We start from the raw sequence: 25,370 nt of genomic DNA, 5'->3' as shown, positions 1-25,370 counted from the left end.
TCTCCCTGATCGAGTCGGTCAACGACACCCTCAAAGGCCGGCTCGACCAGGAAGGGCACGGCGACCGCACACCCGGCGGCGTGGCAGTCCGCATCCTCCAGCGGCTCCTCGCCCTGACCGCCGCGATCTGGCACAACCACCACACCGGCCAGGCCATCCGTGCCAGGCCCGCTTCCACCGCGGCAGCCCCCTGCGTGCCGTCGGCCACGTCGCACCCGACGCGGGGCGAGCGACACGGGTGGGGGCGCCACTAGGTGCTAAGGTCGAAGTCATAACTTCTGTTCTAGCAGTAACCCTGGAGTGCAGCGTGAGCATCGCCCCGAAGGAGTCCCTTGCCGGCCGTCGCGCCCTGGTCACCGGAGGTACCAAAGGAGTCGGGGCGGCCGTCGCCCGCAAACTGGCCGAGGCCGGTGCGACCGTCCTGGTGACGGCCCGGCACGCGCCGGAGGACGCCGACCCGAAGACCTTCGTCGCGGCCGATCTGACCACCCCCGAGGGGGCCGCCGCAGTCGTCGGGGAGGTCACCGACCGGGTGGGCGGGGTGGACATCCTCGTGAACAACCTCGGTCACTCCGACGCACCCGCCGGGGGGTTCGCGGCACTGGGCGAGGAGCACTGGGCGAAGGAGCTGAACACCAACCTCCTCGCCGCCGTCCGCCTCGACCGCGGCCTCCTCCCCGGAATGATCGGCTCCGGCCGGGGCGCCATCGTCCACGTCACCTCGATCCAGCGCCGGATGCCGCTGTGGAACGGCACCCTCGCGTACGCCGCGGCCAAGGCCGCCCTGGCGACCTACAGCAAGGGGCTGGCCAACGAGGTCGCCCCGCACGGCGTCCGCGTCAACACCGTCTCGCCCGGCTTCGTCCGGACGGCGGCCGCCGACGCCCTGGTCGGCCGCATCGCCCGCGAGGCGGGCATCACGACCGAGGCCGCCCTCGGGCGCCTGATGGGCTCCCTCGGCGGCATCCCCCTCGGCCGCCCCAACGAACCCGAGGAGGTGGCCGAGTTGGTGGCCTTCCTCGTCTCCGACCGCGCGTCGGCCATCGTCGGCGCCGAGCACGTCATCGACGGCGGCACCGTCCCCACTCTCTGACCTGCCCCCACTTCCCGACCGACCCGTTGGAGGACACGATGAACACCACCCGCCCGCAGTCAATCCCCACCACTGACCTGCCCGAGGTAATCACCCGCTACCTGGCCGCCCACCGCGTCCGCGACACCGCCACCGCCGTCTCGGCGTTCACCGCCGACGCGGTCGTGACCGACGAGGGCGCGACGCGGCACGGCACGGCGGCGATCGGCGAATGGCTGGAGAGCGTGGCGAGCGAGTACACCTACACCACGGAACTGACCGGCGCCGAGCGCGCCGACGCCGGCCACTACGTCGCCGTCCAGCACCTGGAGGGGGACTTCCCCGGCGGCACCGTCGACCTGCGCTACCGCTTCACCCTGCGCGATGGCCTCATCGCACGACTGGCCATCGAGGTCTGACCGCCGGGCCGGACGGACGGCGCCCGGGTTGCTGCTAACATGAAAGTAACAACGTTCGCAGTGCCTGGTACCGATCGCACGGAGGTGGTCGAGATGGTGAGCCGCATCCGGCTGGAGGACCGTGAGTGCCCGCTGTCGACGACCGTCGGGCACGTCGGCGAGTGGTGGGCGCTGCTCATCCTGCACGACGCCTTCGACGGGTACACCCGCTTCGACCAGTTCCAGGAGAACCTCGGCATCTCGTCGAGCATGCTCACCACCCGTCTGAAGACCCTCGTCGCGGACGGGCTGCTGGAACGGCGGCCCTACCAGACCCAGCCGACCCGCTACGAGTACCTGCTGACCGACCTGGGCCGCTCACTGCGCCCGGTCGTCGTGGCCCTCGCCGCATGGGGCAACTCCCGCCTCGCGCCGGAACAGCGCAGCATGATCCTGGTCGACGCGGAGACGGGCGAGGAGGTCGAGCCGGTCGTGGTCGACGCCACCACGGGCCGGCGGCTCGACGACAGCGAGGCCTTCGTCTACGCGGCGGGCCCCGCCGCGAGCGAGCTCATGCGCGCCCGCTACGCCGACCGCGACCGCGGCTGACCCACCACAGGAACCGGAGGAACAGGCCCCGTGCCCACCGCGGACGAACTGCTCGGCCCAGCCGCCGTCGCCGGACTGGCCGACTGCCTGGCGGCGGCCGGCCCGGCACCGATGGCCGCCGCGGTGCGCGACACCCTGCCGGCGCTGGACGGCCTGGCGCTGCGCGAGCGCAGCGACCTCGTCCGGGACGCGATGCTCGCCTCCGGCCCGGCGGACCCGGCGGCCCTGGAGGTCGTCGTACGAGCCGCGCTGCCCGACCCGCGCTTCACCGGCTGGATGATCTGGCCGGTCACCGAGGCCGTGGCCGCCCTGGCCTCCGGCACGTCCGAGGGCACGGCCTTCGAGGACGGGCTCCACCTGCTGGCCGACCTGACGCCGCGCCTGACCGCCGAGTTCGCCATCCGCCGCATGCTCAACGCCGACCTCGACCGGGCGCTCGCCGTCGTCCACCGGTGGACCGGGCACCCGGACGAGCACGTACGCCGCCTGGCCAGTGAGGGAACCCGCCCCCGCCTGCCGTGGGCGGTGCGCGTTCCGGCGATCCTCGCCCGGCCCGAGGCCACCCTGCCGATCGTGGGCGAGCTCTACAAGGACCCCTCGGAGTACGTCCGCAGGTCCGTCGCCAACCACGTCAACGACATCAGCCACGCCCGCGTGGACCTGGCCGTCGAGACGGTCCGCGGGTGGTCGGCGGCCCCCGACGCGCACACGCCCCGGGTCGTGCGCCACGCGCTGCGCACCGCGGTCAAGCGCGGAGACCGAGGAGCGCTGGCGCTTCTGGGATTCGAGCCGGCCACGGGCCTGACCGTCGAAGGACCGTCCGTGTCCCGGCCCGTCGTCGCGGTCGGCGGGGAACTGCGCTTCGCCTTCGGCCTGGAGAACCACGGCGACCGGCCGCTCCGCCTCGTCGTCGACTACGTCGTCCACTACCGCAAGGCGAACGGCACAACGGCGCCCAAGGTCTACAAACTGACCACCCGCACCCTCCAGCCGGGGGAGCGCAGCGAGCACACCGGCACGCGCTCGTTCAAGCCGATCAGCACCCGGGTCTTCCACCCCGGCGAGCACGCCCTGGAACTGCAGGTCAACGGGGAGCCGCGCGGCAAGGTCCGCTTCGACGTCGTCACCGCCTGACCTACCGATCGGTAGGCTGTGACGCGTGAACAGGAAGCAGGCGGCGGCCGCCGAGCAGCCGACGCTGGACGCCGTCGCGAAGACGGCACTCGCCGTCATCGACGAGGACGGTCCCGCGGGGCTCAGTTTCCGTGCGGTGGCCCAGCGCCTCGGCGTCTCGCACGCCACCGTCTTCCGGCGCTGCGGTGACTTCGACGGGCTGCTGAGCGCCTGCGCCGACCACGTCGCCGCGTCACTCCCGCTGGTGCCCCCGGAGGGCGACTGGGCCGCCGCGACGGAGACCCGCTTCACCGGCCTCTACCGCCTGCTCAGCCGGCACCCGGGACTGGTGGCGCTGCGCGCCGGGCGCTCCTGGCTGGGGCCGCAGATGCTGGGCCGGCTCGTCGAGCCGCAGATGGCGCACAGCGTCGCCGCGGGGATGGACGCGGACACGGCCATCCGCGTCTACCGCAGGCTGTACCTGCTCACCCTCGGCGCCGTCGCCTTCGGTGACCACCGGGACGAGAAGAAGGCCGTGGCCTCCGCCCGTGCGGCCCTGGCCGCACTCGACCCCGAGGACTTCCCCACGCTGACCGGGGCGATGAACGCGGTCCTCCCCGTCCTGGTCGACCACGGGGTCTACTACGAGGCGCTGCGTGCCCTCATCCACGCCGCCCGGGCCGAGCACCTTCCGGCCGGTCGCCGCTGACGGCGCGCGACCGCGGCGCGAGGTGCCGTTCCACGCTCGGGCGCAGACCTTTTCGGTCCCGGAGGCGCCGGGCGGCAGGGCCCTGACGCTCCGTCGGTCGCGCCCTCAGGAGGCGCGCACCAGGTCGGACGGATCCGTGTTCGCCCCGCAGACGATGACGGCGACGCGCTCGCCGGGGGCGGGCCGGTGGGCGCCGGAGGTGAGGGCGGCGAGGGCCGTCGCGGCGCCGTGCTCGACGGCGAGCCGCCGGTGGTCCCACAGCGTGCGGCGGGCCGCGACGATCGCCTCGTCGGGGACGAGGACGGAGCGTACGCCGTCCCTCAGCGCCCACTCCAGGGCCGTGCGTGAGGCCCGGCGCGCGCCCAGGGAGTCGGCCGCGACGGAGCGGACGGGCACGTCCACCACCTCGCCGGCCGCGACGGCCGCGTGCAGCGCGCACGATCCCTCGGGCTCCACCGCCACCACCCGCACTCCGTGCTCCAGCGCGGACGCCGCGACTCCGGCGAACAGTCCGCCGCCACCGACCGCGACGACCACGGTGTCCAGGCCGGGGAGCGCAGTGACGATCTCCTCCATCAAGGTCCCCGCCCCGGCCGCGATGAGCGGATGGTCGTAGGCGTGGGACTCCAGCGCCCCGCACTCGGCGGCGTGCTTCTGCGAGGCCTCCAGGGCCTCGGCGTACTCGCTGCCGGTCTGGCGCACGTCCGCGCCCAGTTCGCGCAGTTTCCCGACCTTGACCGCGGGCGCCGTCTCGGGGACGAAGACCGTGGCGGGCACGCCGTGCCGGGCCGCGGCCCAGGCGCAGGCCAGGCCCGCGTTGCCGCCGGAGGCGATGACCACGCCGGACTCGGGCATGGCGTCCCGCTCGACGTGGCTCCGGACGAAGTTGAACGCGCCGCGCGCCTTGAACGACCCTGTGTGCTGCATCGACTCCAGCGCCAGCCAGCCCTGTACGGCGGCGCCGAACGCCCCCGGGTCCACCGGGGTGAGCGTGACGGGGCGGGTGTGCCCGGAGATGCGGGCGGCCGCGGACCGTACGTCGGCGTGGGTGATGGTCACGATGTGCTCCGGGCTGGTGGGCGAGTCCGGAGAAACAGTGTAACAACCACTGTTCCGGCAGGTCGGGCCTTCGGCGCGACGATCAGCGGACGACGATCCGGTGCTCACCGGCCGCCACCAGCTCCCCGACGACCGGGGCGCCGGGGACCTCACCGGCCACCAGCAGGCCGCCCGAGGTCTGGGCGTCCGCCAGCAGCAGTCGCGTCAGCTCGTCCGCGCCGCCGAAGTCGGTGTGCGGTGCCACCCAGGCGAGGTTGCGGCGGGTGCCGCCGCTGACGTGGCCGGCCTCGGCGGCCTCCCGCGCCCCGTCGAGGTACGGGACGGCCGAGGCGTGGACCACGGCGCTCACCCCGGATGCCCGGGCCAGCTTGTACAGGTGGCCCAGGAGCCCGAAGCCGGTCACATCGGTCGCGCACACCGCACCCCCCGCCAGCGCCCGCCGGGCGGCGTCCCGGTTGAGTGTCGTCATCGTCTCGACGGCCTGCGGGAAGACCTCGCCGGTCGTCTTGTGGCGGTTGTTGAGCACGCCCAGGCCCAGGGGCTTGGTCAGCGACAGCGGCACACCCGGCCGGCCCGCGTCGTTGCGCAGCAGGCGGTCCGGGTCGGCGGTACCCGTGACGGCCATGCCGTACTTCGGCTCCGGGTCGTCGACGCTGTGGCCGCCTCCGACGACGCAGCCCGCCAGGGTCGCGACCTCCAGCCCGCCGCGCAGCACCTCCCGGGCCAGCTCCAGGGGCAGAAGGTCCCGCGGCCAGCTCAGCAGGTTGACCGCCACCAGCGGGGTGCCTCCCATGGCGTAGACGTCGGAGAGGGCGTTGGCGGCGGCGATCCGGCCCCAGTCGTACGGATCGTCGACCACCGGGGTGAAGAAGTCCGCGGTGGTCACCACCGCCCGCGCGCCGGGCCCGCCGGGAAACCGGACGACGGCGGCGTCGTCACCGGTGTCCAGGCCGACGAGCAGGTCGCCCCCGGGGAAGCCCGCCGCGCCTCCCGGCGCCAGCCCGGCCACCATCTCCTCCAGTTCGCCCGGGGGGATCTTGCAGGCGCAGCCGCCGCCGTGGGCGTACTGCGTCAGCCGCACGCTGTCCTGCCGGACGCCGGTTCCCGTCATGGCTGTGGTGCTCCTTCCGAGAGGGGCGCCGGAAGCGCGGTCGCCCGGGCCGGGGTGACACCGCCGTGTGGCGCGTTGACTTGGGTGCGGGCCGGAGGTTCGATGGGCGTCCGGCCCGGCAGGGAGACGTCAGGGTGCCTGGTGGCCCTCCCGGTCTTCAAAACCGAGGTGTCCGAGCAACTCGGGCAGGCGGGTTCGATTCCCGTCCGTCTCCGCCGGCCGGTCCGCCGCCTCCGTGTCTCACCGCGCATCGGGCCCGTCCTCCGCGCCGGGGGACTCCGCGCAGCGCCGCCGGGCACCGTCCAGGCGTACGGTGCGGCCCTGCCGGTCGAGGTGCTCCAGCAGCGGGATGACGACCCGCCGGGTGGTGTCCAGCGCCCGGCGCGCCTCGCTCGCGGTGAACGGCTGACCGAGCCGCGCCAGTTCGGCCGCCGCCCGTGCGTCCGCGCCCGGCAGCAGCACGATGCCCTCGCCGATCCTGAGCAGCGCTCCCGCCGCGTCGGCCGCCGCGAGGAGCCTGGGGGTCAGGCCGAGCCGTTCGAGCCGTTCGGCCTCCGGCGCGCGGAACGGCGTCCGTGCCAGGTCGGCCCGCACCGCGTCGACGGCGGCCCGCGCCGCTGGCGGCAGCGTCGGACGCGCGTGGCTCCCGTACAGCCGGCCGCCGCCCTGCCGAAGGCCCGGCGCGGCCCCGGCGAGCGCCTCCACCAGGGAGCGGTCCGGCAGGCCGAGCGCCTGGCGGGCCGCCTCCAGGGGCAGACCGGGATCCAGGGGGTCGCGTACGGCGTGCTCCTCGACCGTCTCCCGCAGCCGGTCGCGCAGGGCGGCCCAGTGGTCCGGGTCCGCCAGCCAGTCGCCCGCCACGGGGTCGCCCGGCGGCCGGACGCCCATGGCGAGCAGATCCGCGCGCCGGGCCAGCTTCCGGCGGCGCAACTCCGCGGCCCCGTCCGCGACTTCGGGGAGGGACCGCAGCTCGCCCGCCCGTGCCGCCGCCGCGCCACGGCGGGTCAGCCGGGGCGGACGCACGTCGAGGACGGTGAGCCCGGCGGGGACGCGGTGCCGCCCCGGATCGCGCAACAGGGCGGTGTCGGCGACCCGCAGGGGCAGCGCCGAGGCCAGCCGCAGGCGCGCGCTGTCGTCGCCGAGCGGGCGGACCGTCACCGGCACGGCGGCCGAACCGGCGTGCAGCATGAGCTCGCGGGGCAGGTCGCCGGCGGCGTCGCCGCGCAGCCGTACGTCGACGAGATCGGTGGTCAGCCAGCGGTCCGGGGTCAGCAGCGCGTCCCCGCGCCGCAGGGACCCGGCGCCCGGTCCGTGCACGTTGACCGCGACGCGGGCCACCGCGCGCGCCTCCTGCCGCGGCTCCTTCAGGCACTCCAGACCCCGCACCCGCAACAACCGGCCGTCACGAGCGAGTTGGACGTGGTCGCCGACCCGGACGGTGCCGGCGGCCAGCGTCCCGGTGACGACCGTGCCCCGGCCCCGCACCGTGAAGGCGCGGTCGACCCACAGCCGCACGTCCGCCGCCGGGTCGGAGGGCGGGAGCGTGCCCGCCAGCCGTACGAGCGCCGCCCGCAGCCCGTCGAGCCCGGCGCCGGTGACGGGGCTGACGGCCACGCACTCCACATCGCCGAGGGAGGACTCCGCGATGCGGGCCCTCGCCTCCTTCCGCGCCGCGTCGGGGTCCGCCAGGTCGCAGCGCGAGACGGCGAGGACACCGTGCCGTACGCCGAGCGCGTCCAGGACGGCGAGGTGCTCCTCGGACTGCGGCTGCCAGCCCTGGTCGGCGGCGACCACGAAGAGCACCGCGGGAACCGGGCCGACACCGGCCAGCATGTTGCCCACGAGGCGTTCGTGGCCGGGCACGTCCACGAAGGCGACGTCCCCGGCGCCGGGGAGCCGTGTCCACACGAACCCGAGGTCCAGGGTCATGCCGCGCCGCCGCTCCTCCGCCCAGCGGTCGGGCTCCATGCCCGTCAGGGCCCGCAGCAGGGCGGACTTGCCGTGGTCGACGTGGCCCGCGGTGGCGACGACGTGCACGTCAGTCCCCCGTCCCGGGGGGCACACCGGCCCGGCGCACGGCCACGGCCAGCTCCTCGTCCGCCTCCTCCGGCACGGCCCGCAGGTCGAGCAGGCACCGGCCGTCCTCCACGCGGGCCATCACCGCGGGATCGGCCCGCCGCAGCAGGGTGGCGTACGCGGCGGGCAGCGACACGGCGGCGCTGGGCAGGGTGACGCCCGGCGCACCGCCGCCGCCGACGACCGCCCGGGTGTCGCAGGCCCGGCTGTCGAAGCCGTGGGCGCGCAGCTCGGCGGCGAGGCGTTCGGCGCGGTCCCGCAGGCGTACGGGGTCGGCGTGCAGGGCCGTCCACGTCGGGGTCTCGGGACCGCGTACGGTCGCCTCCAGCGCCGCGAGGGTCAGCTTGTCCACCCGCAGCGCGCGGGCCAGCGGATGGCGGGCCAGCCGCCGCACCATGTCGGCGCGGCCCAGCACGAGCCCGCACTGCGGCCCGCCCAGCAGCTTGTCGCCGCTGGCGGTGACCAGGGACGCCCCGGCACGCAGCCAGGAGGCCGCGTCCGGTTCGTCCGGCAGCACCGGGTCGGGGACGAGCAGCCCCGAACCGATGTCGGCCACCACCGGCACGCCGAGCCGCGCCAGTTCCGCGACGGGCACGTCCCGGGTGAAGCCGGTGATGCGGAAGTTGGAGGGGTGCACCTTCAGGATGAACCCGGTGTCGGGTCCGACGGCCGCGGCGTAGTCCTGTGGCGCGGACCGATTGGTCGTCCCCACCTCGCGGAGCCGGGCGCCGGTGGAGACCAGCAGGTCGGGCAGCCGGAAGCCGTCCCCGATCTCCACCAGCTCACCGCGGCTGACGATGATCTCGCGCCCCTGTGCCAGCGCCGTGGCCGCCAGCACCAGCGCCGCGGCACCGTTGTTGACCACGTGTGCCGCCTCGGCGGCGGGCACCTGCCGCAGCAGGGCCTCCAGCGCGGACCGCCCCCTGCGGGAACGCGCGCCGGTGGCGAGGTCGAGCTCCACGTCCGTCGTTCCGGAGGCGGCGAGCACGGCGTCACGGGCGGCCCGCGACAGCGGGGCCCGGCCGAGGTTGGTGTGCAGCAGCACCCCGGTGGCGTTGAGCACCGGACGCAGCCCGGCCGCGGTCGCCGGGAGCGCCGCGACGGCGAGTTCGGCGAGCCCGTCGACGGGCACCTCCCCGGCACGCGCCCGCTCCTGCACCCCGGCCACCACCTCCTTGACCACGGACCGCCCCAGCCGATCCGCCGCCGCGGCGAGCCGGGGTTCCGCCAGCAGGGCGTCGGTGCGGGGCACGTGCCTGCGTGCGTCGGAGGACGGGGAAGGAGCGGTGGAGGTCTGGTCGCGGTCCATCAGCAGCACCTTCGCTCTGGCCTGGCTGCCGCCAAGGGTACGGCGGCCGCGGCCCGGGGGCGCTCCCGCCACACCGGCCGGTTCCGGGGGCCCGGTTGTCGTGTGCGGGTGCGTTGCGCCTGCGGCGGGCGGTTCCCCCGCCCTCCCGCCCTCCCCCAGCCTTCGGCCGGGGGACCCCCATCCCGGATGGTTGGTGCGGGCATGCGCGCCTGCGTGGTGGGCCGGGGGCGGGGCCTCCGGGGCTGGGCATTCTGTACCGCATATTTATGTGCATGGCGGGCACCTGTTCTTGCCACCCCGGGTGCCGCACAACACATACACGTCAGCGTCCGGAACGCCCACCCTCCCCCAGCCTTCGGCCGGGGGTGCCCCCACCTCCCCCGCCCCCTCCGTATCGTTCGGCGACCAACACCGGTGGGGGGTGACGGGGGTGCACCCCTCCCAGCACCGCTGGAAGCTGCCACCGGCAGCGGGCTTCCCGGCCGCAGGCCGAGCACCGGTGCGCGCACTTGTGGTGGAGGGGCACTTCCCGCGGGCGGTTGCGGACCCAAAGGGGTTGCCTGCGTCACGGCGAGTGTCGGGGAGGTGGGGGCCGCGCCCCTGACCTCTGGCGAACGGCCGACCCGCAACTGGGTTGACCAGGCCGGATGCGGTCGGCCCCCTCGCCGAAGGCTGAGGAAGGACGCGAACGCGCACACGGCAACGGGCCGCTCAGCAGGGCGATCAGCGCCCGCGCGCCCGGTAGCTCCGCCGGTTCGTTCCGCTGCGTTCCCTCATGGAGGGCCTGACGACCGCAGGCGTTCGGTAAGGCGCATGCGGCAACCCCGGACCGCCCTCTACCCCCTCCGGCCGTCATGCGCCCACACAACCGGAGGGGGTGTGGCGGGGTGCGCCCATGGGGGGTCTCCCCCGGCCGAAGGCTGGGGGAGGGTGGGAGGGTGGGGATGCCGGCCGCAGGCGCAACGTACCCGCGGACGGGGACGCCGCGCCGGGCTCACCCCCCGCCGGAGGCGCCCTCGGCGCGAGCCTGGAGGCGTTCCCGCTGCGGCTTGACCACGTACGCCGGATCCTTCGCGGAGACCACGCCCGCCTCGAAGGTGCCGAAGCGCTGCAGCACGCTGCCGGCGAGGAGGGCGAGGCCGCCCGCGGCCGCCGCGGCGCGGCTGCGGCGGGCGAGGGTCAGGGCGGTCAGCGCGCCGCCGAGGGTGAGGTACTCGGAGGCCCGGCGCAGCCGGTGCGGGCGGCCGGTGGTGTAGGCCTCCGTCACCAGGCCCGGGCGGCGGTCGACGAGCCGGGAGGCGACGATTTCGGCGGCGGCGCCGACCACGCCGAGGCGCCGGGCGGGGCCCGCCTCGGCGACGGGGGCCAGGAGCATGCCCAGGCCCGCGCCGCTGGCCGCCGCCGAGCCGGTGAAGACGAAGGGCAGCTCGCGGCGGGCGTCGTGCCACGCGGGCACGGCCGTCTGCGACAGGAGCGCGGCCGTGTACGAGGCGACGCCGGGCGCGAGGAGCGCCGCCGACAGCCCGGCCGGGCGCGCGGCCGCGCGCAGCAGCCTCCCGGGCAGCGTTCCGCGCACGCCTGCGGGCAGCACCTCGGCCGCGGCCGCCAGCGCGCTGCCGGGCCCGTACGCGACGAGGATCCAGGTGCCCACGGACATGGGCGAACTCGGCTTCGCCACGCGCAGCATGTGGTGGAAGCGTTCCGGCCGCCCGAGGTCCGCGATCAACAGGTACATGCTCACGAGCAGGCCGCCGAAGCCGCCGAGCCGGCCCGCCCGGGCCAGTTCGGGACGCCGCGTCAGGTCCGCGCCCGCCGCGAGCAGGGCGGCACCGGCCGACAGCCCGCCGGTGAACAGATACGCGGGGATCTTCCACTCCCACACCGGCGGCTTGAGCACCGGGCGCCCGTAGTAGGAGCTGAACGTCGCCTTCGGCACCATGGAGCGCTCGCGGCTGCCGTCGTCGCGACCGCCCCGGCCGTGCCGCCCGGCCCCTACGCGGGTCACCGCCGCGCTCCGCCGAGGAACACCGCGGCCGAGGCCGCCAGCAGCGCCGACGCCGCGACGCCCGCGTGCTTCCACATCGACATCAGGTCGCGGGTCGGCACCACCGGGTCCGGCGGGAAGCCGTACACCTCCGGGTCGTCCAGCAGCAGGAAGAACGCCCCGTCCCCGCCCACCCCGTCCTCCGGGTCGCGGCCGTACAGCTGGGCCTCGGTGACTCCCGCCTCGTGGAGCTGCGCCAGGCGCCGGTCGGCGCGTTCGCGCAGCTCGTCCAGCGGCCCGAACTGGATCGAGTCGGTGGGACAGGCCTTGGCGCAGGCCGGTTCCAGGTCGTCGCGGAGCCGGTCGTAGCACATCGTGCACTTCCAGGCCCGGCCGTCGTCGGGCCGCCGGTCGATGACGCCGTACGGGCAGCCGGACACGCAGTAGCCGCAGCCGTTGCAGATGTCGGGCTGTACGACGACCGTCCCGAACTCCGTGCGGAACAGCGCGCCGGTGGGGCACACGTCGAGGCAGCCCGCGTGTGTGCAGTGCTTGCACACGTCGGAGGACATCAGCCAGCGGAACTCGGTGCGGGCCTCCGCGCCCGTCCCGGCGCCGGGCAGGTCGAAGGAGGGGAAGCCCAGGTCCACCGGGGCGGTGCCCAGGTCGCCGCCGCCCCGCGCGGCGACCTCCAGGGCGTCGGCCACCACCTCGGCCGTCCCTTCCGTGCTGGACGGGCCGACGGGCAGCCCGGCCAGGCCCGCGTCCTGGTGGCCGAGCGGGCGCTGCTGCTCGACGAAGGCCACGTGCCGCCACGAACTCGCGCCCAGCATGCCGGTGTTGTCGAACGACATGCCCAGCAGGTCGATGCCGTCCTCGGGGATGGCGTTCCACTCCTTGCAGGCCACCTCGCACGCCTTGCAGCCGATGCACACGGAGGTGTCGGTGAAGAAGCCCACCCGCTCCGGGTGGTCGCGGTGGCCGGCGTTCCCCGCGGGGTCGGAGAGCGGCCCGTAGAAGCTGTTGTCCTGCGTCATGACGGCTCCTCCGGCCGGTCCGGTTCGATGTGCGCCCGCTCGACGTGGCCGCCCGCCGTCGCTATGCGGGTGCCGGTCTCCGTCGTGATGCCGGCCCGCCGGCGGTAGTCCGCGACGTACTCGAGCAGGGCGGGTCCCCTCGGGCGCCGGCCGGGCCGGACGTCGCAGGTCAGCACCTTGCTCTCCTGGATGAACACGTTCGGGTCGGCGACCACGCCGATGAGGTCGTTGACCACGTCGCCCTTGGTGAGTCCGGTCTGCCCCCAGTGGTACGGCATCCAGACCTGGTGCACGACCCGGCCGTCGACGCGCAGCGGCGCCATCCGGTCGGTCACCACCACGCGCGCGTCGACCGCGGTCCTGCTGGTGACCACGTGGGCCCAGTCCAGGTGCCGCAGCCCCCGCTCGGCGGCCAGCTCGGGAGAGACCTCCACGAACAACTCCGGCTGGAGCTCCGCCAGATAGGGCAGCTGCCTGCTCATCGCGCCCGCCGTGTGGTGTTCGGTCAGCCGCGCCGCGGTGAACACGTACGGGAAGACCTCGGAGTGCGCCTCGGGCGGCGCGGGGTTGGACGGGTTGTCAGGACGCCCGTAGACCTTGCGCACCGGGTTGCCCTGCTGGCCGTAGAGCAGGTTGCGCATCGGCGACTCGTGCGGCTCGTAGTGCGTGGGCAGCGGGCCGTCCGCGAGTCCGGCCGGGGCGAACAGCCAGCCCTTCCCGTCGCGCATCATGATGAACGCGTCGTCGCCGTCGAGCGCCTCGATGCCCGACGCCCCTGCCGGGGCCTTGTAGTCCGGCGGCTTGTGCCTCTCGAAGTCGGGGGTGTCGCGGCCGGTCCACTCGCCGGCCTCCGCGTCCCACCAGACCAGCTTCTTCCGCTCGCTCCAGGGCCGCCCCTGCGGGTCGGCGGAGGCGCGGTTGTACAGCACGCGGCGGTTGAGCGGCCATGTCCAGCCCCACTCCGCGTCGTACGGACCGGTCTCGAAGCGGGAGGTGCGGCGGCGGGACTGGTTGGTCTCGTTCGCGTAGACCCCGCTGTAGATCCAGCAGCCGCAGATCGTCGAGCCGTCCGCCTTCAGGTCGAGGTAGCCGTCGACGGTCCGGCCGGTGCGCAGGTCGATGCCGTTGATGTGGCGCAGCACGTCCGACGGGGACGGCTCGTCGCCCTCGGTCTCGTAGTCCCATGCGAGGTCCAGCAGCGGGCGGTCGCGCTCGTCCGTCGAACCGGCCAGCCTCTCCTTCAGCCGCACGCCGAGCTGGTGGAAGAACCACAACTCCGAGCGCTGGTCCCCGGACGGCTCGACCGCCTGGTCGCGCCACTGGAGCATGCGCTGCGTCTGCGTGAAGGTGCCGGCCTTCTCCACGTGCGATGCGGCCGGGAAGAAGAACACCTCGGTGCGGCAGCGCTCGGTGACGATCTCCCCGGTCTCGATCTCCGGCGCGTCCTTCCAGAACGTGGCGCTCTCGATCATGGCGAGGTCGCGGACGACCAGCCAGTCGAGGTTCGCCATGCCCAGGCGCTGCAGCCGTCCGTGGGCGGACCCGACCGCGGGGTTCTGCCCGAGCAGGAAGTAGCCGAAGACCTTGCCGTCGACCATGTCCATCACGGTGCGGTAGGTGCCGTGGTCACCGTTGATCCGGGGCAGGTAGTCGAAGCAGTAGTCGTTCTCCGCCGTCGCGGCGTCGCCCCAGTACTCCTTGAGCAGCGACACCATGTAGGCGTCGGCGGCGCCCCAGAAGCCCTTCTGCCCCCGGCCGCGCACCCCGTCGAGGTAGGTGGTCAGGTCCTCGTGCGTGACGTCGGGCATCGGCAGGTAGCCCGGCAGCAGGTTGAACAGCGTGGGGACGTCAGTGGAGCCCTGGATGCTTGCGTGGCCGCGCAGCGCGAAGATCCCGCCGCCCGGGCGGCCGATGTTGCCCAGCAGCAGTTGGACGATCGACCCGGCCCGGATGAACTGGGCGCCCACCGAGTGCTGCGTCCAGCCGACGCTGTACACCAGCGCGGTGGTGCGCTCCCGGCCGGAGTTCTCCGTCCAGGCCCGGCACACCTGCTGGAACAGCTCCTGCGGCACCCCGCAGATGCGCTCCACCATCTCGGGCGTGTAGCGGGAGAAGTGCCGCTTGAGCACCTGGAACACGCATCGCGGGTGCTCCAGGGTGGGGTCGGACTCGATGCCGCCCGCGGCGCCCTCGATGAACGGGCCGCCCGCGCCGTGCTGGAACGGGGCGGACACCTCCTTGTGGCGGTGGCCCGGCTGCGCCTCCGCCGGGACGCTCGCGTACGACCAGCTCGACGCGTCGTAGGACGCGGTGTGCGGGTCGTAGCCGCTGAACAGCCCGTCCAGGTCCTCGGTGTCCTGGTAGTCCTCGCTCAGCAGGTAGGGCGCGTTGGTGTACGCCTCCACGTACTCCCGGAAGTCCAGGCCGTGCGTGAGGACGTGGTTGATCACGCCGCCGAGGAAGGCGATGTCGGTGCCGGCCCGGATGGTGACGTGCTGGTCCGCGAGCGCGCTGGTGCGCGTGAACCGCGGGTCGATGTGGAAGACCTTGGCGCCGCGCGCCTTGGCCTCCATGACCCACTGGAACCCGACCGGATGGGCCTCGGCCATGTTGGAGCCCATGATGACGATGCAGTCGGAGTTGATCAGGTCCTGCTGGTAGTCCGTGGCGCCGCCACGTCCGAACGAGGCTCCCAGACCGGGAACCGTGGCGGAGTGTCAAATACGGGCCTGGTTCTCGATCTGCAGGGCGCCGAGTGCGGTGAACAACTTCTTGATGAGGTAGTTCTCCTCGTTGTCCAGCGTCGCCCCGCCGAGACTGGCCAGGCCCATGGTGCGGCGCAGGGTCTTCCCGTCCGCGTCGGTGTCCTGCCAGCCCTTGCGCCGTGCGTCGAGCACCCGGTCGGCGACCATGTCCATGGCCGTGTCCAGGTCGAGTTCCTGCCAGGCGGTGCCGTACGGCGGGCGGTAGAGCACCCGCTGCTCCCGCTGCGGACCGGTGACCAGCTGCTTGCTGGCCGAGCCCTTCGGGCACAGCCGGCCGCGCGAGATCGGGCTGTCCGGGTCGCCCTCGATCTGGACGACCTTCTCGTCCTTGACGAAGACGCGCTGCGCGCAGCCCACGGCGCAGTAGGGACACACCGAGCCGGCCACCCGGTCGGCGCTCTCCGTACGGGCGCCCAGCCCGGCCGAGCGGGCCGACTGAGCGGCCGCGCCCCGCCCCAGCGGGTCCGTCCCGGTGAGCTGCCGGAACACCGGCCAGGCGTCGAGCCACCGTTTCACGCCCATCCGCCTGCTCCTTCGTGCGGTGGTCCCCACCTCCTTCCGACGCTACCGGGCGTGGAGCCGCCCGCAAGTCCGGCGGAGGTCTCAGCTGGCGGAGCCGGAGCGCGCGGTGAGGGCGCCCGCGGCGGCGGCGAGCAGCCCCGCCGCCCGGTCGACCTCGTCCCCGGTCGTCCAGCGCCCGACCGACAGCCGTACGGCGGACAGGGCGCGGTCGTCCGACAGGCCCATCGCCCGCAGCACCGGCGAGGGCGCCCGGCCGCCGGCGTGGCAGGCGGACCCGGTGGAGGCCGCGATCCGGGGCACCGCGGCGAGCAGCTCGTGGCCCGGGACGCCGTCGATGCGGACGTTCAGCGTGGTGGGCAGGCGGTGGCGGACGGACCCGTTGAGGTGGATCCGGCCGGGCAGCGCCCGGGCCAGTCCCCGGTGCAGGCGGTCGCGGAGGGCCGCCGCGCGCTCCGGGGCGCCGTCGGCGAGTTCCGCGGTGGCCAGCTCGGCGGCGGCGCCCAGGGCCACCGCGAGGGCGACGTTCTCGGTGCCGGCCCGCAGTCCGCCCTCCTGCCCGCCCCCGTACACCTGGGGCTCCAGACGAAGGCCCGGGCGCACGTACAGGGCGGCGACCCCTTTGGGCGCGTACATCTTGTGTCCCGCCACCGTCAGCAGGTCCACGCCCAGACCCTCCACGTCCAGCGGGACCTTCCCGGCGGCCTGGGCGGCGTCGCAGTGGAACAGCGCGCCCCGGTCGCGGGCGATCCGGGCGAGCTCCGCGACGGGCTGCAGCGTGCCGGTCTCGTTGTTGGCGGCCATGACGGAGACCAGCACGGTCCGCGCGCTCAGGGCCCCGGCCAGCACGGCCGGGTCGAGGCGCCCCTCCCGGTCCACCGGCAGACACGTCACCCGCACCCCGTGCAGCCGCCGCAGCGCGCGGCAGGTCTCCAGGACCGCCGGGTGCTCGGTGACCTGGGTGATCACCTCGGGGCGGTCGGCATCCGCGGCGAGCACCGCGCCGCGCAGCGCGAGGTTGTCCGCCTCGGACCCCGATCCGGTGAACACGATCCCCTCGGCCGTCGCCCCGATCAGCGCGGCGACCCGGGCGCGGGCCCGCGCGAGCGCCGCGGCCGGCTCGGCGGCCCAGGCGTGGCCGCTGGAGGGGTTGCCGAACCCGGTGGTGAACCAGGGCCCCATGGCCTCCGCCACCCGCGGGTCGACGGGTGTGGTGGCGTTGTGGTCCAGGTAGACGGTGTCCTCGTCGAGGCCGGGATGCGGCGGCACCTTCATCGGGGGTGGGTCCCTTCGGTCCGGAGGGGGCGTGGGCGGCGCGCCGGGCGGTCGCCGCCGTCAGCCGATCGCCTGCTGACCGCCGTACGCGCCGAGGACGGTGCCGGTGACGTATCCCGCGCGCTCCGAGGCGAGGAAGACGATCGCCTCGACGATCTCGTCGAGTTCGCCGACCCGGTGGAGGACCGTGCTGTGCGCGACGGCCGCCAGTGTGTCCTCGCCCATCTCCACGGTGCCGGGAGTGCGGACCGGCCCCGACGCCACGGCGTTCACCCGTACCCCGCGGGCCCCGAACTCGTCCGCCCAGACACGTGTCATGATCTCCAGCGCCGCCTTGGACGCCCCGTAGACGGCGGCCCCGCGCGCGGGGATGCTCGCCGCCAGGGTGCTCAGGTTGACGACCGCCCCGCGGCCGCGCTCCGCCATGCCCGGGGCGAGGGCGCCGACCAGCAGCATCGGCGCGCGGGCGTTGACGGCCATGTGGAGGTCGAACATCTCGGCCGTGGAATCGGCGGCGGCCGCGAAGCGGTAGACGCCCGCGTTGTTGACCAGCACGTCCACCGCGCCCGCCGCCGCCGCCAGGCGCAGCACCTCGCCGGGGTCGGACAGGTCGGCGGCGACGAACCGGGCCCGCCCGCCCGCGGCGCCCGCCTCCGCGACGACCTCCGCGCCGCGCTCGGGGTCCCGCCCGTGGACGACGACGTCGGCGCCCAGCGCGGCCAGCCGCAGCGCGACGCCGCGCCCGATGCCGGCGGTGCCCCCGGTGACGAGGGCGGTGGATCCGGAGAACTCCTGGGTCACGGCTGGCTCCTCGGCGCGGCGTCGCGATCGGCGGACCCCCGTCACCGTCGGTGTCCGCGCTGGTTGTCTACCTCACGTACCGTCACCGCCCGGGTCGGCTCGCCGCCGGGGCGGCCGTTCGGGGCGGTCGCGCCCGGCGGTTCCGCGGCGGCCGTGCCGTCCTCACGCCTCGCCCTCCAGCACGCCCGCGAAGTGCCGGAACCCCGTCCGGTCCCTGTGCAACGCCCAAAGGGCGCCCGCCAGCGTGGCGGGATCGTTGCGGGGGTGCCCCGGTCTGATGACCCCGGGGACGACCAGCTGCGCGACGTGGATGTCCTCGCAGGCCAGCGTGTCGTGCAGCATCCGTGCGTAGGCGCTTTCCGCCGCGTACGCCACCGAGGTCCCGGCGCGGGCGGGCAGCGGCCGCACCGCGCTGCCGCCGTTGACGAAGAGGATCGTGCCGCGGCCCAGGAAGCGCATGTCGGGCAGCACCGCGTGGACGGCGGTGACCGCGCCGTACAGGGAGAACTCCAGGGGCCCCGCGAAGTCGGCCGGGGTGGTCTCCAGGAGGGGCCTCATGAAGTCGGCGGGCGGGGCCGGACTGTACTGCAGCACCTCGATCGGCCCGAGCGCGGCCGCGGCGGCGTCCAGCGCGGCGCCGAGCGCCGGCGGCTCGCGGACGTCGGCCGCGAAGCCCCGTGCGGTCACGCCGTCCTTGTCCAGGGCGGCGGCCAGGGTGTCCAGACGGTCCTGGTCCCGGGCGACGAGCGCGACGTCGAAGCCGTCGCTGCCGAACTGGCGCGCCACGGCGGCGCCCAGCCCCCGCCCCGCACCGACGATGACCATGGTCGTCATGTCTGTCCCGTGCTCCGTTGTGCGGGCGCTCAGCGCGGTACGAGCTTGAGTGTCGCGGCGCGCGCGGTCCCGGCCACCATGGGCTCCACGTACTCCGCGCTGTAGCGGCCGTACTTGCCGCGGTAGGCCGCGTCGAGCCGCTCGTTGACGGCCGGGTCGTCGACCTCCACGAAGGTGACGTCCCGCTCGACCCCGCCGGCGCTGATCCGGCCCTCGTGCCGGGCCTGCGCGGCGCGGAACCAGGTGCCGCCGCGCCCGCGGTAGGCCCGTACGTAGAGGTCGGCACCGTCGCGGACCACCCAGATGGTGGTCGGCGGGTCGAGGGTGCCGGGGTCGCGCCGGGGCGCGATGGAGAGCTCGTCGGCGCTCTCGATGCGGTCCAGTTCGTCCATCGTCCACGTCGTCATCGGCGCGACTCCTCGGCGGTGTCGGGAACCAGTTCCGTGCTTCCTGGCGCAATGATCGACAACTTCGGCCCCGGGCTGAAGCCGTGTGGGGCCAGACGGGTTCACCACCCCGCCGGCCCACCGGCCGTGGCCGGCCGCGTCGGCGGGGTGGGGGACCAGCTGACGCCCGGGCAGACCGCCGCGGCGGCCCGGTCACCGGAACGGGACAGCGCTGGCAGGACCGCCCCGTGGCCCACGCCGGCCGGGCCTCCCACCGGGCGGTTCACTCCGGGGGAGGGCCTGCGGTGGCCGCGGAGCGGTTCGCCGGGGGAGCCTGAAGGGATCGCCAGCGGCAGAGACCGGGAGGGTGCGTGGGGAGGGCCGACGAAGGGGGCCTCTGCGGTCCGGCCGAGGTGGCCTGGTACATCAGGTTCCTCCCGGTCGTGGTCCTCGTCGGCGGCTTCCTCGTCGACATGCTCAACCCGACGCAGTACACGAGCGCCGCCTTCTACTCGGTCGCGCCGGTGCTCGCGGCGCCGCTGCTGTCGCTGCAGGGGACGATGGTGGTCGGACTCGTGGCGATCACCGCGGACGGGGCGGTCCTGGCCCACTTCGGCCGCCTGCGGGGGCTGAGCGGGATGAGTGAGCTGCTGACGGTCTCGCTGGTCGCCGTGGTCGCGGTGTTCATCAACCGGCTGCTGCAGGTGCGCGAGTCCCGGTTGCGCTCCGCCCGCTCGGTCACCGCGACCGTGCAGCGTGCGGTGCTCCCCGAACCGCCCGCGCGCGTGGGCGACCTGAGGATCGCCGCGTGCTACGAGGCCGCGGAGGCGGAGGCCGAGATCGGCGGGGACCTGTACGCGGTCCAGGACACGCCGTACGGGCTGCGCTGCGTCGTCGGGGACGTGCGGGGCAAGGGCCTGGACGCCGTGGAGGCGGCGACCCTGGTCCTGGGGACCTTCCGGATGGCGGCCGACGAGCGGGCGACCCTCTCGGACGTGGCGGGGCAGATGCACCAGGCCCTGCGGCGGGAGCTGGGGCGGCGCGATGAGGGCGAACGGCTGGAGTGGTTCGCCACCGCGGTGCTGGCCGAGTTCCCGCACGGCGGCGAGTACGTCCGCCTGGTGAACCTCGGCCATCCGGCGCCGCTGCTGCTGCTGCGGGGCGGACAGGTGCGCGCCGCCGAGCCGTCGGAGTACGGGCTGCTCCTGGTGGAGGGGCTGGGGGAGGCCGTGGGGGAGGGGGACGTGGTGGTGGACACGGTGCCGTTCCCGCCGGGTTCGACGCTGCTGCTGTGCACCGACGGCGTCACCGAGGCCCGTGACGCGCGGGGCCGCTTCTACGACCCGCAGGCCCGGCTGGCCGGGGTGCAGCGCGACAGTCCGGCCGGTCTGCTGGAGGCGCTGCTCGCGGACGTACACCGGCACACGGGCGGCCCGACGGACGACGACATGGCACTCCTGGCGGTGATGCGCGACGACCGTCCCCTGTCGCCGGGCTCCCGTCCACGTCGCCGGGCCTCGTGAAATGCGGTGGAGCGGTAGGAACCCGCTGCTTAGAGTCGGCGGATGAGCACACGCACCTTCCGCGTCACCGTCCGCGGCGTCTTCGACGGACTCACCGCCGAGCAGCGCTCGGAACTCCTCTCCCGCGCACCGGAACACGACGTCCTGCGCGCGGCCTTCACCCCCGAGGGCCACCTCACCTACGACATCGCGGCACGCCCCGCCTTCACCTTCCGCTTCCTCGACTCCGGGGAGGCGGAGGAGGACATCCTCGAGGCGACCGAACGTGCCGAGGAGGCGGCCAGGGCGTGGCTGGGGGAGCGCGGCTACGGCCACAAGAACCTCAGGTCCCAGGCCGAGGACCTCTCCCAGGCACCGCTGGGGAAGAGGCAGCGCCGTGCCGCCGCGCGAGGGGACGCCTGACACTTCGCCCCTGACACATCGCCCCTGACCCCACCGCGCTGTCAACTCGGGTTGACACCCCCATGTGTGTCAACGTAAATTGACAGACATGACCGAGGCAACCGATCTCGCCGAGCGGGCGGGTGACCGCGACCCGAGGGTCGGGCTGCGGGCCGTCGCCGCGCTGCGGCGGCTGCTGGAGCAGCTGGAGACCGTACAAGTCAGGAGCGCGCGGGCGCAGGGGTGGTCGTGGCAGGAGATCGCCCACGAACTCGGCGTCAGCAGGCAGGCCGTGCACAAGAAGTACGGGAGGCATTGAGGATGTTCGAGAAGTTCACCAAGAGCGCGCGGGGGGTCGTCGAGGGCGCGGTCGGGCACGCCGAGCGAGCGGGCGACCCGGCGGTCACCGAGCACCACCTGCTGCTGTCGCTGCTCGACCGGGAGGGCACCCGGGCCTCCGCGGCCCTGGCCGCGCTGGGCGTCGACCGGCGCCGCGCGGCCCTGGAGGAGGCGCTGGACGAGACCCGCCGGCGCGGCGGCGTCTCGCGGGCCGATGCCGAGGCGCTGGCCGGACTCGGCATCGACGTCGCCGAGATCGTCGCCCGTGTCGAGGACGCCCACGGCGCCGGCGCCCTCGCCACCGGACGCGGGCCCCGCCGGTGGCGGCCGGCGGGGCGGCGTCCGTTCAGCCGCGGGGCCAAGGGCGTCCTGGAGCGTTCCCTGCGGGCCGCCGTGGGCCGGGGTGACCGCCACATCGGGGACGAGCACATCCTGCTCGCCCTCGCCGTCGGCCCCGGCGTGGTCGCGGACGTCCTCGCCGAGCACGGCGCCTCGTGGGCCGACGTCGAGCGCGTGCTCGCGGCGGAGGGCGGGGGCAGAGCCGAGGCGAGCTGAACGCGCGGCCCGCGGAGGGCAATCGGGTTGATCGTGCGACGGCGGCCGTGCTAATTCTGGCGGGTTTCCGTGACGACGATCATGCCGACCCGAAGGGGGGCCGCCCCATGGTGCCCGGACGACTGGTGACCCTGCGCCCGATGGAGCCCTCGGACGCCGAGGCGCTGTGGCGCTGGAACCACGACCCCGAGGTCATGCGCTGGATGGACGACGGCTATGCCCAGCCCCTCGCGCAGGTGAGGAAGCGCATGGAGGAGCGGCCCCGCAACGCCTACGGCGACGTGCTCCACGGGATCGAGGTGCGGGAGGACGGACGGCTCATCGGCCTCGTGCGGCTGCGCGACGCCGAGCCCGAGACCGGGTGCGCCGAACTCGACATCTACCTCGGCGAGAAGGAGTACTGGGGTCGCGGCTACGCCACGGACGCCATGCGCACGATGTGCCGCTACGGCTTCGAGAAGATGCGCCTGCACAAGATCTCGCTCACCGTCGTGACCGAGAACGAGGCGGCGCACCACGTCTACCGGAAGGTGGGCTTCGTCGAAGAGGGCCGGCTGCGCCAGGTCTTCCGGCGCGACGGCCGGTGGTACGACATGTTCACGATGGGCCTCCTGGAGGGCGAACTCCGCGACTGAGCCGCGGCCCCCGCGCCTGGACGCCCCGGGACGACGTTGATCGCGCGCGGCGCGGGGTTGACGTAGCCTGGGGCCTCCATCGGCAGTGATCCGCAGACGGCACAGGGGGCCGGCGTGACGACAGCAACATGTCCCGATCTCGAGCAGGCCCCGGCCGACGTCGCCGCCACGCCGCCGGACGACGGCTGCGCCGACTGCCTGGCCGCCGGACACCACGACTGGGTCCATCTGCGGCTGTGCCTCACCTGCGGCCACATCGGCTGCTGCGACAGCTCCCCGGGCCGGCACGCCACGGCGCACTACGAGGCCACCGGCCACCCCGTGATCCGCTCGTACCAGCCGGGCGAGGAATGGCGCTGGTGCTTCGTCCACGAGTCCATGGGCTGAGGCCAGGATCCTGCGGCCAGGATCTTGAGGGCAGGGCGCTGAGGCCAAGGCCCACCGCTACTCGCGCTGCAGCGCCGCCTCCTCCAGGTCCAGTTCGCGCATGACGTGGCGCAGCACCTCGTCGTCGATGAGCCGTTCGTCGCGGAAGCGCACGAACTCCTGCCGTTCGGCGTCCAGCATCGCGCGGCGCAGCCGCCGGTAGGCCACGCTCGGCGGCTCCGCGCCGCCGCCGGTCGGGCCGCCCAGCCGTTCCCACGCGGCGTTGCGGCGGGCCTCCGCGGTCTGCCGGAGAGTCTCCAGCACGGCCTGGTGGGAGCCCTGGTTCCCGGACAGTTCCTCCAGGCGCGCCAATGCCGCACGGGCGGCGCTGTGCTGGGCGTTCGCCTCGGCCAGAGCGTCCTCGTACGCCTCCTTGTTGCAGATGCCGAGCCGCCGGATGAGCGGCGGCAGCGTCATGCCGTGCAGCAGCAGCGTGCCGACCGTGACGAAGAAGGTCAGGAACAGGATCTCGTCGCGGCCGGGGAACGGCGCGCCGCTGTCGGTGGTCTCCGGCACCGCGAAGGCGGCGGCCAGCGAGACCACGCCGCGCATGCCCGCCCAGGAGAGCACCACCGGGTACTGCCAGGGGGGATACGGGTCGCGTGCCCGGATCCGCGGGAACATCAGCCGTGGCAGGTACGTCCCGGGGTAGACCCACACGACGCGCGCGGCCACGGTCACCGCCGTCAGCGCGGCACCGGCCGCGACCAGTCGCGCCACGCCCGTGTCGACGGTGTCGACGATGCCCCGCACCTGCAGGCCGATCAGGGCGAAGACGAGGGCTTCCAGCACCGTGTCGAGGGCGCTCCACACCGCGTACACCTGCAGCCGGGAGGTCGCCTCCGTGTCGGGGGAGCGGTGCCCCAGGTACAGGCCGGCCACGACCACGGCCAGTACCCCCGAGGTGTGCGCCTCCTCGCCGGCGAGATAGGCGAGGAACGGCACGAGCAGCCCGAGCGCGCTGGCCAGGTCACCGGGCAGGAAGCGGTGGCCGATGCGGGCCAGCCAGCCGATCGCCAGGCCGATCAGCGAGCCCCCGACCGCCGCCATCAGGAAGACCCCCACGCCCTGCAGCAGGGTGTAGCCGGCGCCGGCCACGGACGCGATGGCCACGCGGTAGGCCGTCAGCCCGGTGGCGTCGTTCACCAGGCTCTCGCCGCCCAGTACGGTCAGCAGGCGGCGCGGCAGCCCCAGCCGGCGCCCGATGGAGGTCGCCGCCACCGCGTCGGGCGGCGACAGCACCGCGCCCAGCACCAGCGCCGAGCCCAGCGGCAGCCCCGGAACCAGCCAGAACGCCGCATAGCCGATCGCGACGGTGGTGAACAGCACCAGCCCCACGGCCAGCAGACCGATGGGGCGCAGATTGTCCCGGAAGCGCAGGTAGGAACTCTCCCGCGCCGAGGAGTACAGCAGCGGGGGCAGGACCAGCACCATCACCAGTTCGGGCTCGATGGCGTAGGCGGGGATCCCCGGCACGAAGGACGCGCACAGGCCGACGGCGACCAGCAGCAGCGGGGGAGACACCCCCATACGCCGGGCGACGGCGGTGACGAGCACCGCACCGACCATGAGCGTGACCAGTGCCAGCCCCTCCACGGACGTCCCCTCCAGCCCTGTGGCGGCGCACGCCGCACGTGTGGCACGACTGTACTGGTGGGGCGGGCGGATCAGCCCCCGGTGGTGGCCGCGGGGGCGGGCACGGCGTCGGGGAGGCCGATGAACATCGTTCGGTGCAGGGTCTGGACGTGCTCCTGGGCGACCGCGGCAGCTGCCGCGCGGTCCCCTTGGCGCAGGGCGCGGACCAGGGCCCGGTGCTCGGCGTTGGAGGCGCGCAGCGCGTCGAGCGGGTAGGGCAGGTAGTACCGGTAGAGCTCGCGGACGACCGCCGCGTACGGGACGACGACCGACGGTGTCCCGGTGGCCGAGGCGACCGGGAGGTGGAACTCCTCGTCATGGCGGTGGAACTCGGCTCAGCCGGTCACCCGGTCCATGACGTCGACCAGCCGCTCCAGTTCGCGCAGCGCGGCGTCGTCGGCGTGGCGGGCGGCGAGATGGGCGATGCCGCACTCCAGGACCAGCCGGTGGTCGATCAGCCGGCGCACCGCGTCGGTGTCGGAGCGGTAGCTGCCGACCGCGCTGACCGAGCCCTTCGCCGGATGCTGCGCGACCAGCGTGCCGCCGTGTGGCCGCGGCGGCGCTCCAGCAGCCCGTCGTCGCACAGGGCCACCAGCGCCCGGCGCACCGTGATCTCGCCGACGTCCAGCGCCGTGGCGATCACCGCCGCGGCGGGCAGCCGCTCGCCGGGGGCGAGCAGGCCTAGATCGAATGGCCATGTCTATCCGGGCGCGCACCGTGTCGAGCGCGCACAGGCGGCGGATGCCGCCCAGGGCCGGGGTGCCCTCGCTAGCGGATCGGGGGCGGGCTGGGTCTGGCTGACCCACGACGCCTACACTG

24 protein-coding genes, 1 tRNA gene and 2 pseudogenes are annotated in these 25,370 nt (G+C 74.5%); 13 read left to right on the top strand and 14 right to left on the bottom strand.

From position 1 onward, the window contains the following. Positions 1–5: 5 nt before the first annotated feature. The 6 genes and pseudogenes from B085_RS48495 to B085_RS0107350 form a co-directional block, all read left to right on the top strand. Positions 6–158, top strand: a pseudogene (locus tag B085_RS48495) (IS982 family transposase); the annotation flags it as partial. Positions 159–307: 149 nt separating this feature from the next. Then, positions 308–1,093 carry an SDR family oxidoreductase gene (locus tag B085_RS0107370; protein ID WP_018557927.1) on the top strand — a complete coding sequence of 262 codons (786 nt, stop codon included), beginning with the start codon at positions 308–310 and terminating at the stop codon, positions 1,091–1,093. Between the two features lie 38 nt (positions 1,094–1,131). After that, positions 1,132–1,491 carry a nuclear transport factor 2 family protein gene (locus B085_RS0107365; RefSeq protein ID WP_018557926.1) on the top strand — a complete coding sequence of 120 codons (360 nt, stop codon included), beginning with the start codon at positions 1,132–1,134 and terminating at the stop codon, positions 1,489–1,491. Between the two features lie 93 nt (positions 1,492–1,584). Next, positions 1,585–2,079 carry a winged helix-turn-helix transcriptional regulator gene (locus tag B085_RS0107360; RefSeq protein WP_037731429.1) on the top strand — a complete coding sequence of 165 codons (495 nt, stop codon included), beginning with the start codon at positions 1,585–1,587 and terminating at the stop codon, positions 2,077–2,079. Between the two features lie 30 nt (positions 2,080–2,109). Then, on the top strand, positions 2,110–3,213 hold the full coding sequence (locus B085_RS0107355; protein ID WP_018557924.1) for a hypothetical protein: 1,104 nt from the start codon (positions 2,110–2,112) through the stop codon (positions 3,211–3,213). Positions 3,214–3,238: 25 nt separating this feature from the next. Beyond that, a complete protein-coding gene (locus tag B085_RS0107350) occupies positions 3,239–3,901 on the top strand; it encodes a TetR/AcrR family transcriptional regulator (protein WP_018557923.1) in 663 nt (220 codons plus the stop codon). 105 nt (positions 3,902–4,006) lie between these two features. Here B085_RS0107350 and B085_RS0107345 read toward each other — a convergent pair whose 3' ends face one another. After that, positions 4,007–4,960: a threonine/serine dehydratase gene (locus tag B085_RS0107345; protein ID WP_018557922.1), complete on the bottom strand. Its 954-nt coding sequence runs from the start codon at positions 4,958–4,960 to the stop codon at positions 4,007–4,009. A gap of 82 nt (positions 4,961–5,042) precedes the next feature. Beyond that, complete coding sequence (selD, locus tag B085_RS0107340; protein WP_018557921.1) at positions 5,043–6,071, bottom strand: selenide, water dikinase SelD; 1,029 nt, start codon at positions 6,069–6,071, stop codon at positions 5,043–5,045. Between the two features lie 122 nt (positions 6,072–6,193). Here selD and B085_RS49175 point away from each other — a divergent pair. Beyond that, positions 6,194–6,286: transfer RNA gene (locus B085_RS49175), tRNA-Sec, on the top strand. A 25-nt stretch (positions 6,287–6,311) separates the two neighbouring features. On the opposite strand, the gene B085_RS0107335 is transcribed toward B085_RS49175, so the two are convergent. The 9 genes from B085_RS0107335 to B085_RS0107290 all read right to left on the bottom strand — a co-directional run bounded on the left by B085_RS0107335 (position 6,312) and on the right by B085_RS0107290 (position 19,078). Next, positions 6,312–8,108, bottom strand: coding sequence for a selenocysteine-specific translation elongation factor (locus B085_RS0107335; RefSeq protein ID WP_037731264.1), 1,797 nt, complete (start codon positions 8,106–8,108; stop codon positions 6,312–6,314). Between the two features lies 1 nt (position 8,109). Further along, complete coding sequence (gene selA / locus B085_RS0107330) at positions 8,110–9,456, bottom strand: L-seryl-tRNA(Sec) selenium transferase (RefSeq protein WP_018557919.1); 1,347 nt, start codon at positions 9,454–9,456, stop codon at positions 8,110–8,112. A gap of 994 nt (positions 9,457–10,450) precedes the next feature. Further along, entirely contained in the window at positions 10,451–11,461 is a 1,011-nt protein-coding gene (gene nrfD / locus B085_RS41630) for an NrfD/PsrC family molybdoenzyme membrane anchor subunit (RefSeq protein ID WP_018557918.1), read from the bottom strand. Beyond that, positions 11,458–12,477, bottom strand: a complete 1,020-nt coding sequence (locus tag B085_RS0107320; RefSeq protein ID WP_018557917.1) for a 4Fe-4S dicluster domain-containing protein — start codon at positions 12,475–12,477, stop codon at positions 11,458–11,460. Before B085_RS0107320 ends, nrfD begins: the two co-directional genes overlap by 4 nt. Then, positions 12,474–15,764, bottom strand: a complete 3,291-nt coding sequence (gene fdh, locus B085_RS0107315) for a formate dehydrogenase (protein WP_234018505.1) — start codon at positions 15,762–15,764, stop codon at positions 12,474–12,476. Before fdh ends, B085_RS0107320 begins: the two co-directional genes overlap by 4 nt. Positions 15,765–15,845: 81 nt before the next feature. After that, positions 15,846–17,036 carry a cysteine desulfurase family protein gene (locus tag B085_RS0107305; RefSeq protein ID WP_018557914.1) on the bottom strand — a complete coding sequence of 397 codons (1,191 nt, stop codon included), beginning with the start codon at positions 17,034–17,036 and terminating at the stop codon, positions 15,846–15,848. 60 nt (positions 17,037–17,096) lie between these two features. Continuing rightward, positions 17,097–17,837 (bottom strand): SDR family NAD(P)-dependent oxidoreductase, encoded by a 741-nt coding sequence (locus B085_RS0107300; protein ID WP_018557913.1) that lies wholly within the window; start codon positions 17,835–17,837, stop codon positions 17,097–17,099. Positions 17,838–17,999: 162 nt separating this feature from the next. After that, a complete protein-coding gene (locus tag B085_RS0107295; RefSeq protein ID WP_018557912.1) occupies positions 18,000–18,671 on the bottom strand; it encodes an SDR family NAD(P)-dependent oxidoreductase in 672 nt (223 codons plus the stop codon). Between the two features lie 29 nt (positions 18,672–18,700). Continuing rightward, a complete protein-coding gene (locus B085_RS0107290) occupies positions 18,701–19,078 on the bottom strand; it encodes a DUF2255 family protein (RefSeq protein ID WP_018557911.1) in 378 nt (125 codons plus the stop codon). 350 nt (positions 19,079–19,428) lie between these two features. Between B085_RS0107290 and B085_RS0107285 the strand changes: the two genes are divergently transcribed. The 6 genes from B085_RS0107285 (at position 19,429) to B085_RS0107260 (ending at position 22,877) form a co-directional block, all read left to right on the top strand. Next, the gene (locus B085_RS0107285; RefSeq protein WP_018557910.1) at positions 19,429–20,580 is read left to right on the top strand and encodes a PP2C family protein-serine/threonine phosphatase; all 1,152 of its coding nucleotides are present in this window, start codon (positions 19,429–19,431) and stop codon (positions 20,578–20,580) included. A gap of 42 nt (positions 20,581–20,622) precedes the next feature. Further along, positions 20,623–20,982, top strand: a complete 360-nt coding sequence (locus B085_RS0107280) for a DUF6204 family protein (protein WP_018557909.1) — start codon at positions 20,623–20,625, stop codon at positions 20,980–20,982. An 88-nt stretch (positions 20,983–21,070) separates the two neighbouring features. Continuing rightward, positions 21,071–21,280, top strand: coding sequence for an HTH domain-containing protein (locus B085_RS0107275; protein WP_018557908.1), 210 nt, complete (start codon positions 21,071–21,073; stop codon positions 21,278–21,280). A gap of 2 nt (positions 21,281–21,282) precedes the next feature. After that, positions 21,283–21,855: a Clp protease N-terminal domain-containing protein gene (locus B085_RS0107270; protein ID WP_018557907.1), complete on the top strand. Its 573-nt coding sequence runs from the start codon at positions 21,283–21,285 to the stop codon at positions 21,853–21,855. A gap of 107 nt (positions 21,856–21,962) precedes the next feature. Next, positions 21,963–22,490 (top strand): GNAT family N-acetyltransferase, encoded by a 528-nt coding sequence (locus B085_RS0107265; protein WP_018557906.1) that lies wholly within the window; start codon positions 21,963–21,965, stop codon positions 22,488–22,490. Positions 22,491–22,604: 114 nt separating this feature from the next. After that, a complete protein-coding gene (locus tag B085_RS0107260) occupies positions 22,605–22,877 on the top strand; it encodes a UBP-type zinc finger domain-containing protein (RefSeq protein WP_018557905.1) in 273 nt (90 codons plus the stop codon). A 57-nt stretch (positions 22,878–22,934) separates the two neighbouring features. Here the strand turns inward: B085_RS0107260 and B085_RS0107255 are convergent, their stop codons facing one another. The 3 genes and pseudogenes from B085_RS0107255 to B085_RS50555 form a co-directional block, all read right to left on the bottom strand. Next, the gene (locus B085_RS0107255; protein ID WP_018557904.1) at positions 22,935–24,512 is read right to left on the bottom strand and encodes a Na+/H+ antiporter; all 1,578 of its coding nucleotides are present in this window, start codon (positions 24,510–24,512) and stop codon (positions 22,935–22,937) included. Between the two features lie 71 nt (positions 24,513–24,583). After that, a pseudogene (locus B085_RS49940) lies at positions 24,584–24,871 on the bottom strand (FCD domain-containing protein); the annotation flags it as partial. A 15-nt stretch (positions 24,872–24,886) separates the two neighbouring features. After that, on the bottom strand, positions 24,887–25,135 hold the full coding sequence (locus B085_RS50555) for an FCD domain-containing protein (RefSeq protein WP_026250765.1): 249 nt from the start codon (positions 25,133–25,135) through the stop codon (positions 24,887–24,889). Positions 25,136–25,370: the final 235 nt, after the last annotated feature.

This window comes from Streptomyces sp. BoleA5 (assembly GCF_000373665.1).
Taxonomy (GTDB): domain Bacteria; phylum Actinomycetota; class Actinomycetes; order Streptomycetales; family Streptomycetaceae; genus Actinacidiphila.
Note: the sequence above shows the minus strand (reverse complement) of the source record. Positions and strands in the feature narration are given on the sequence as shown.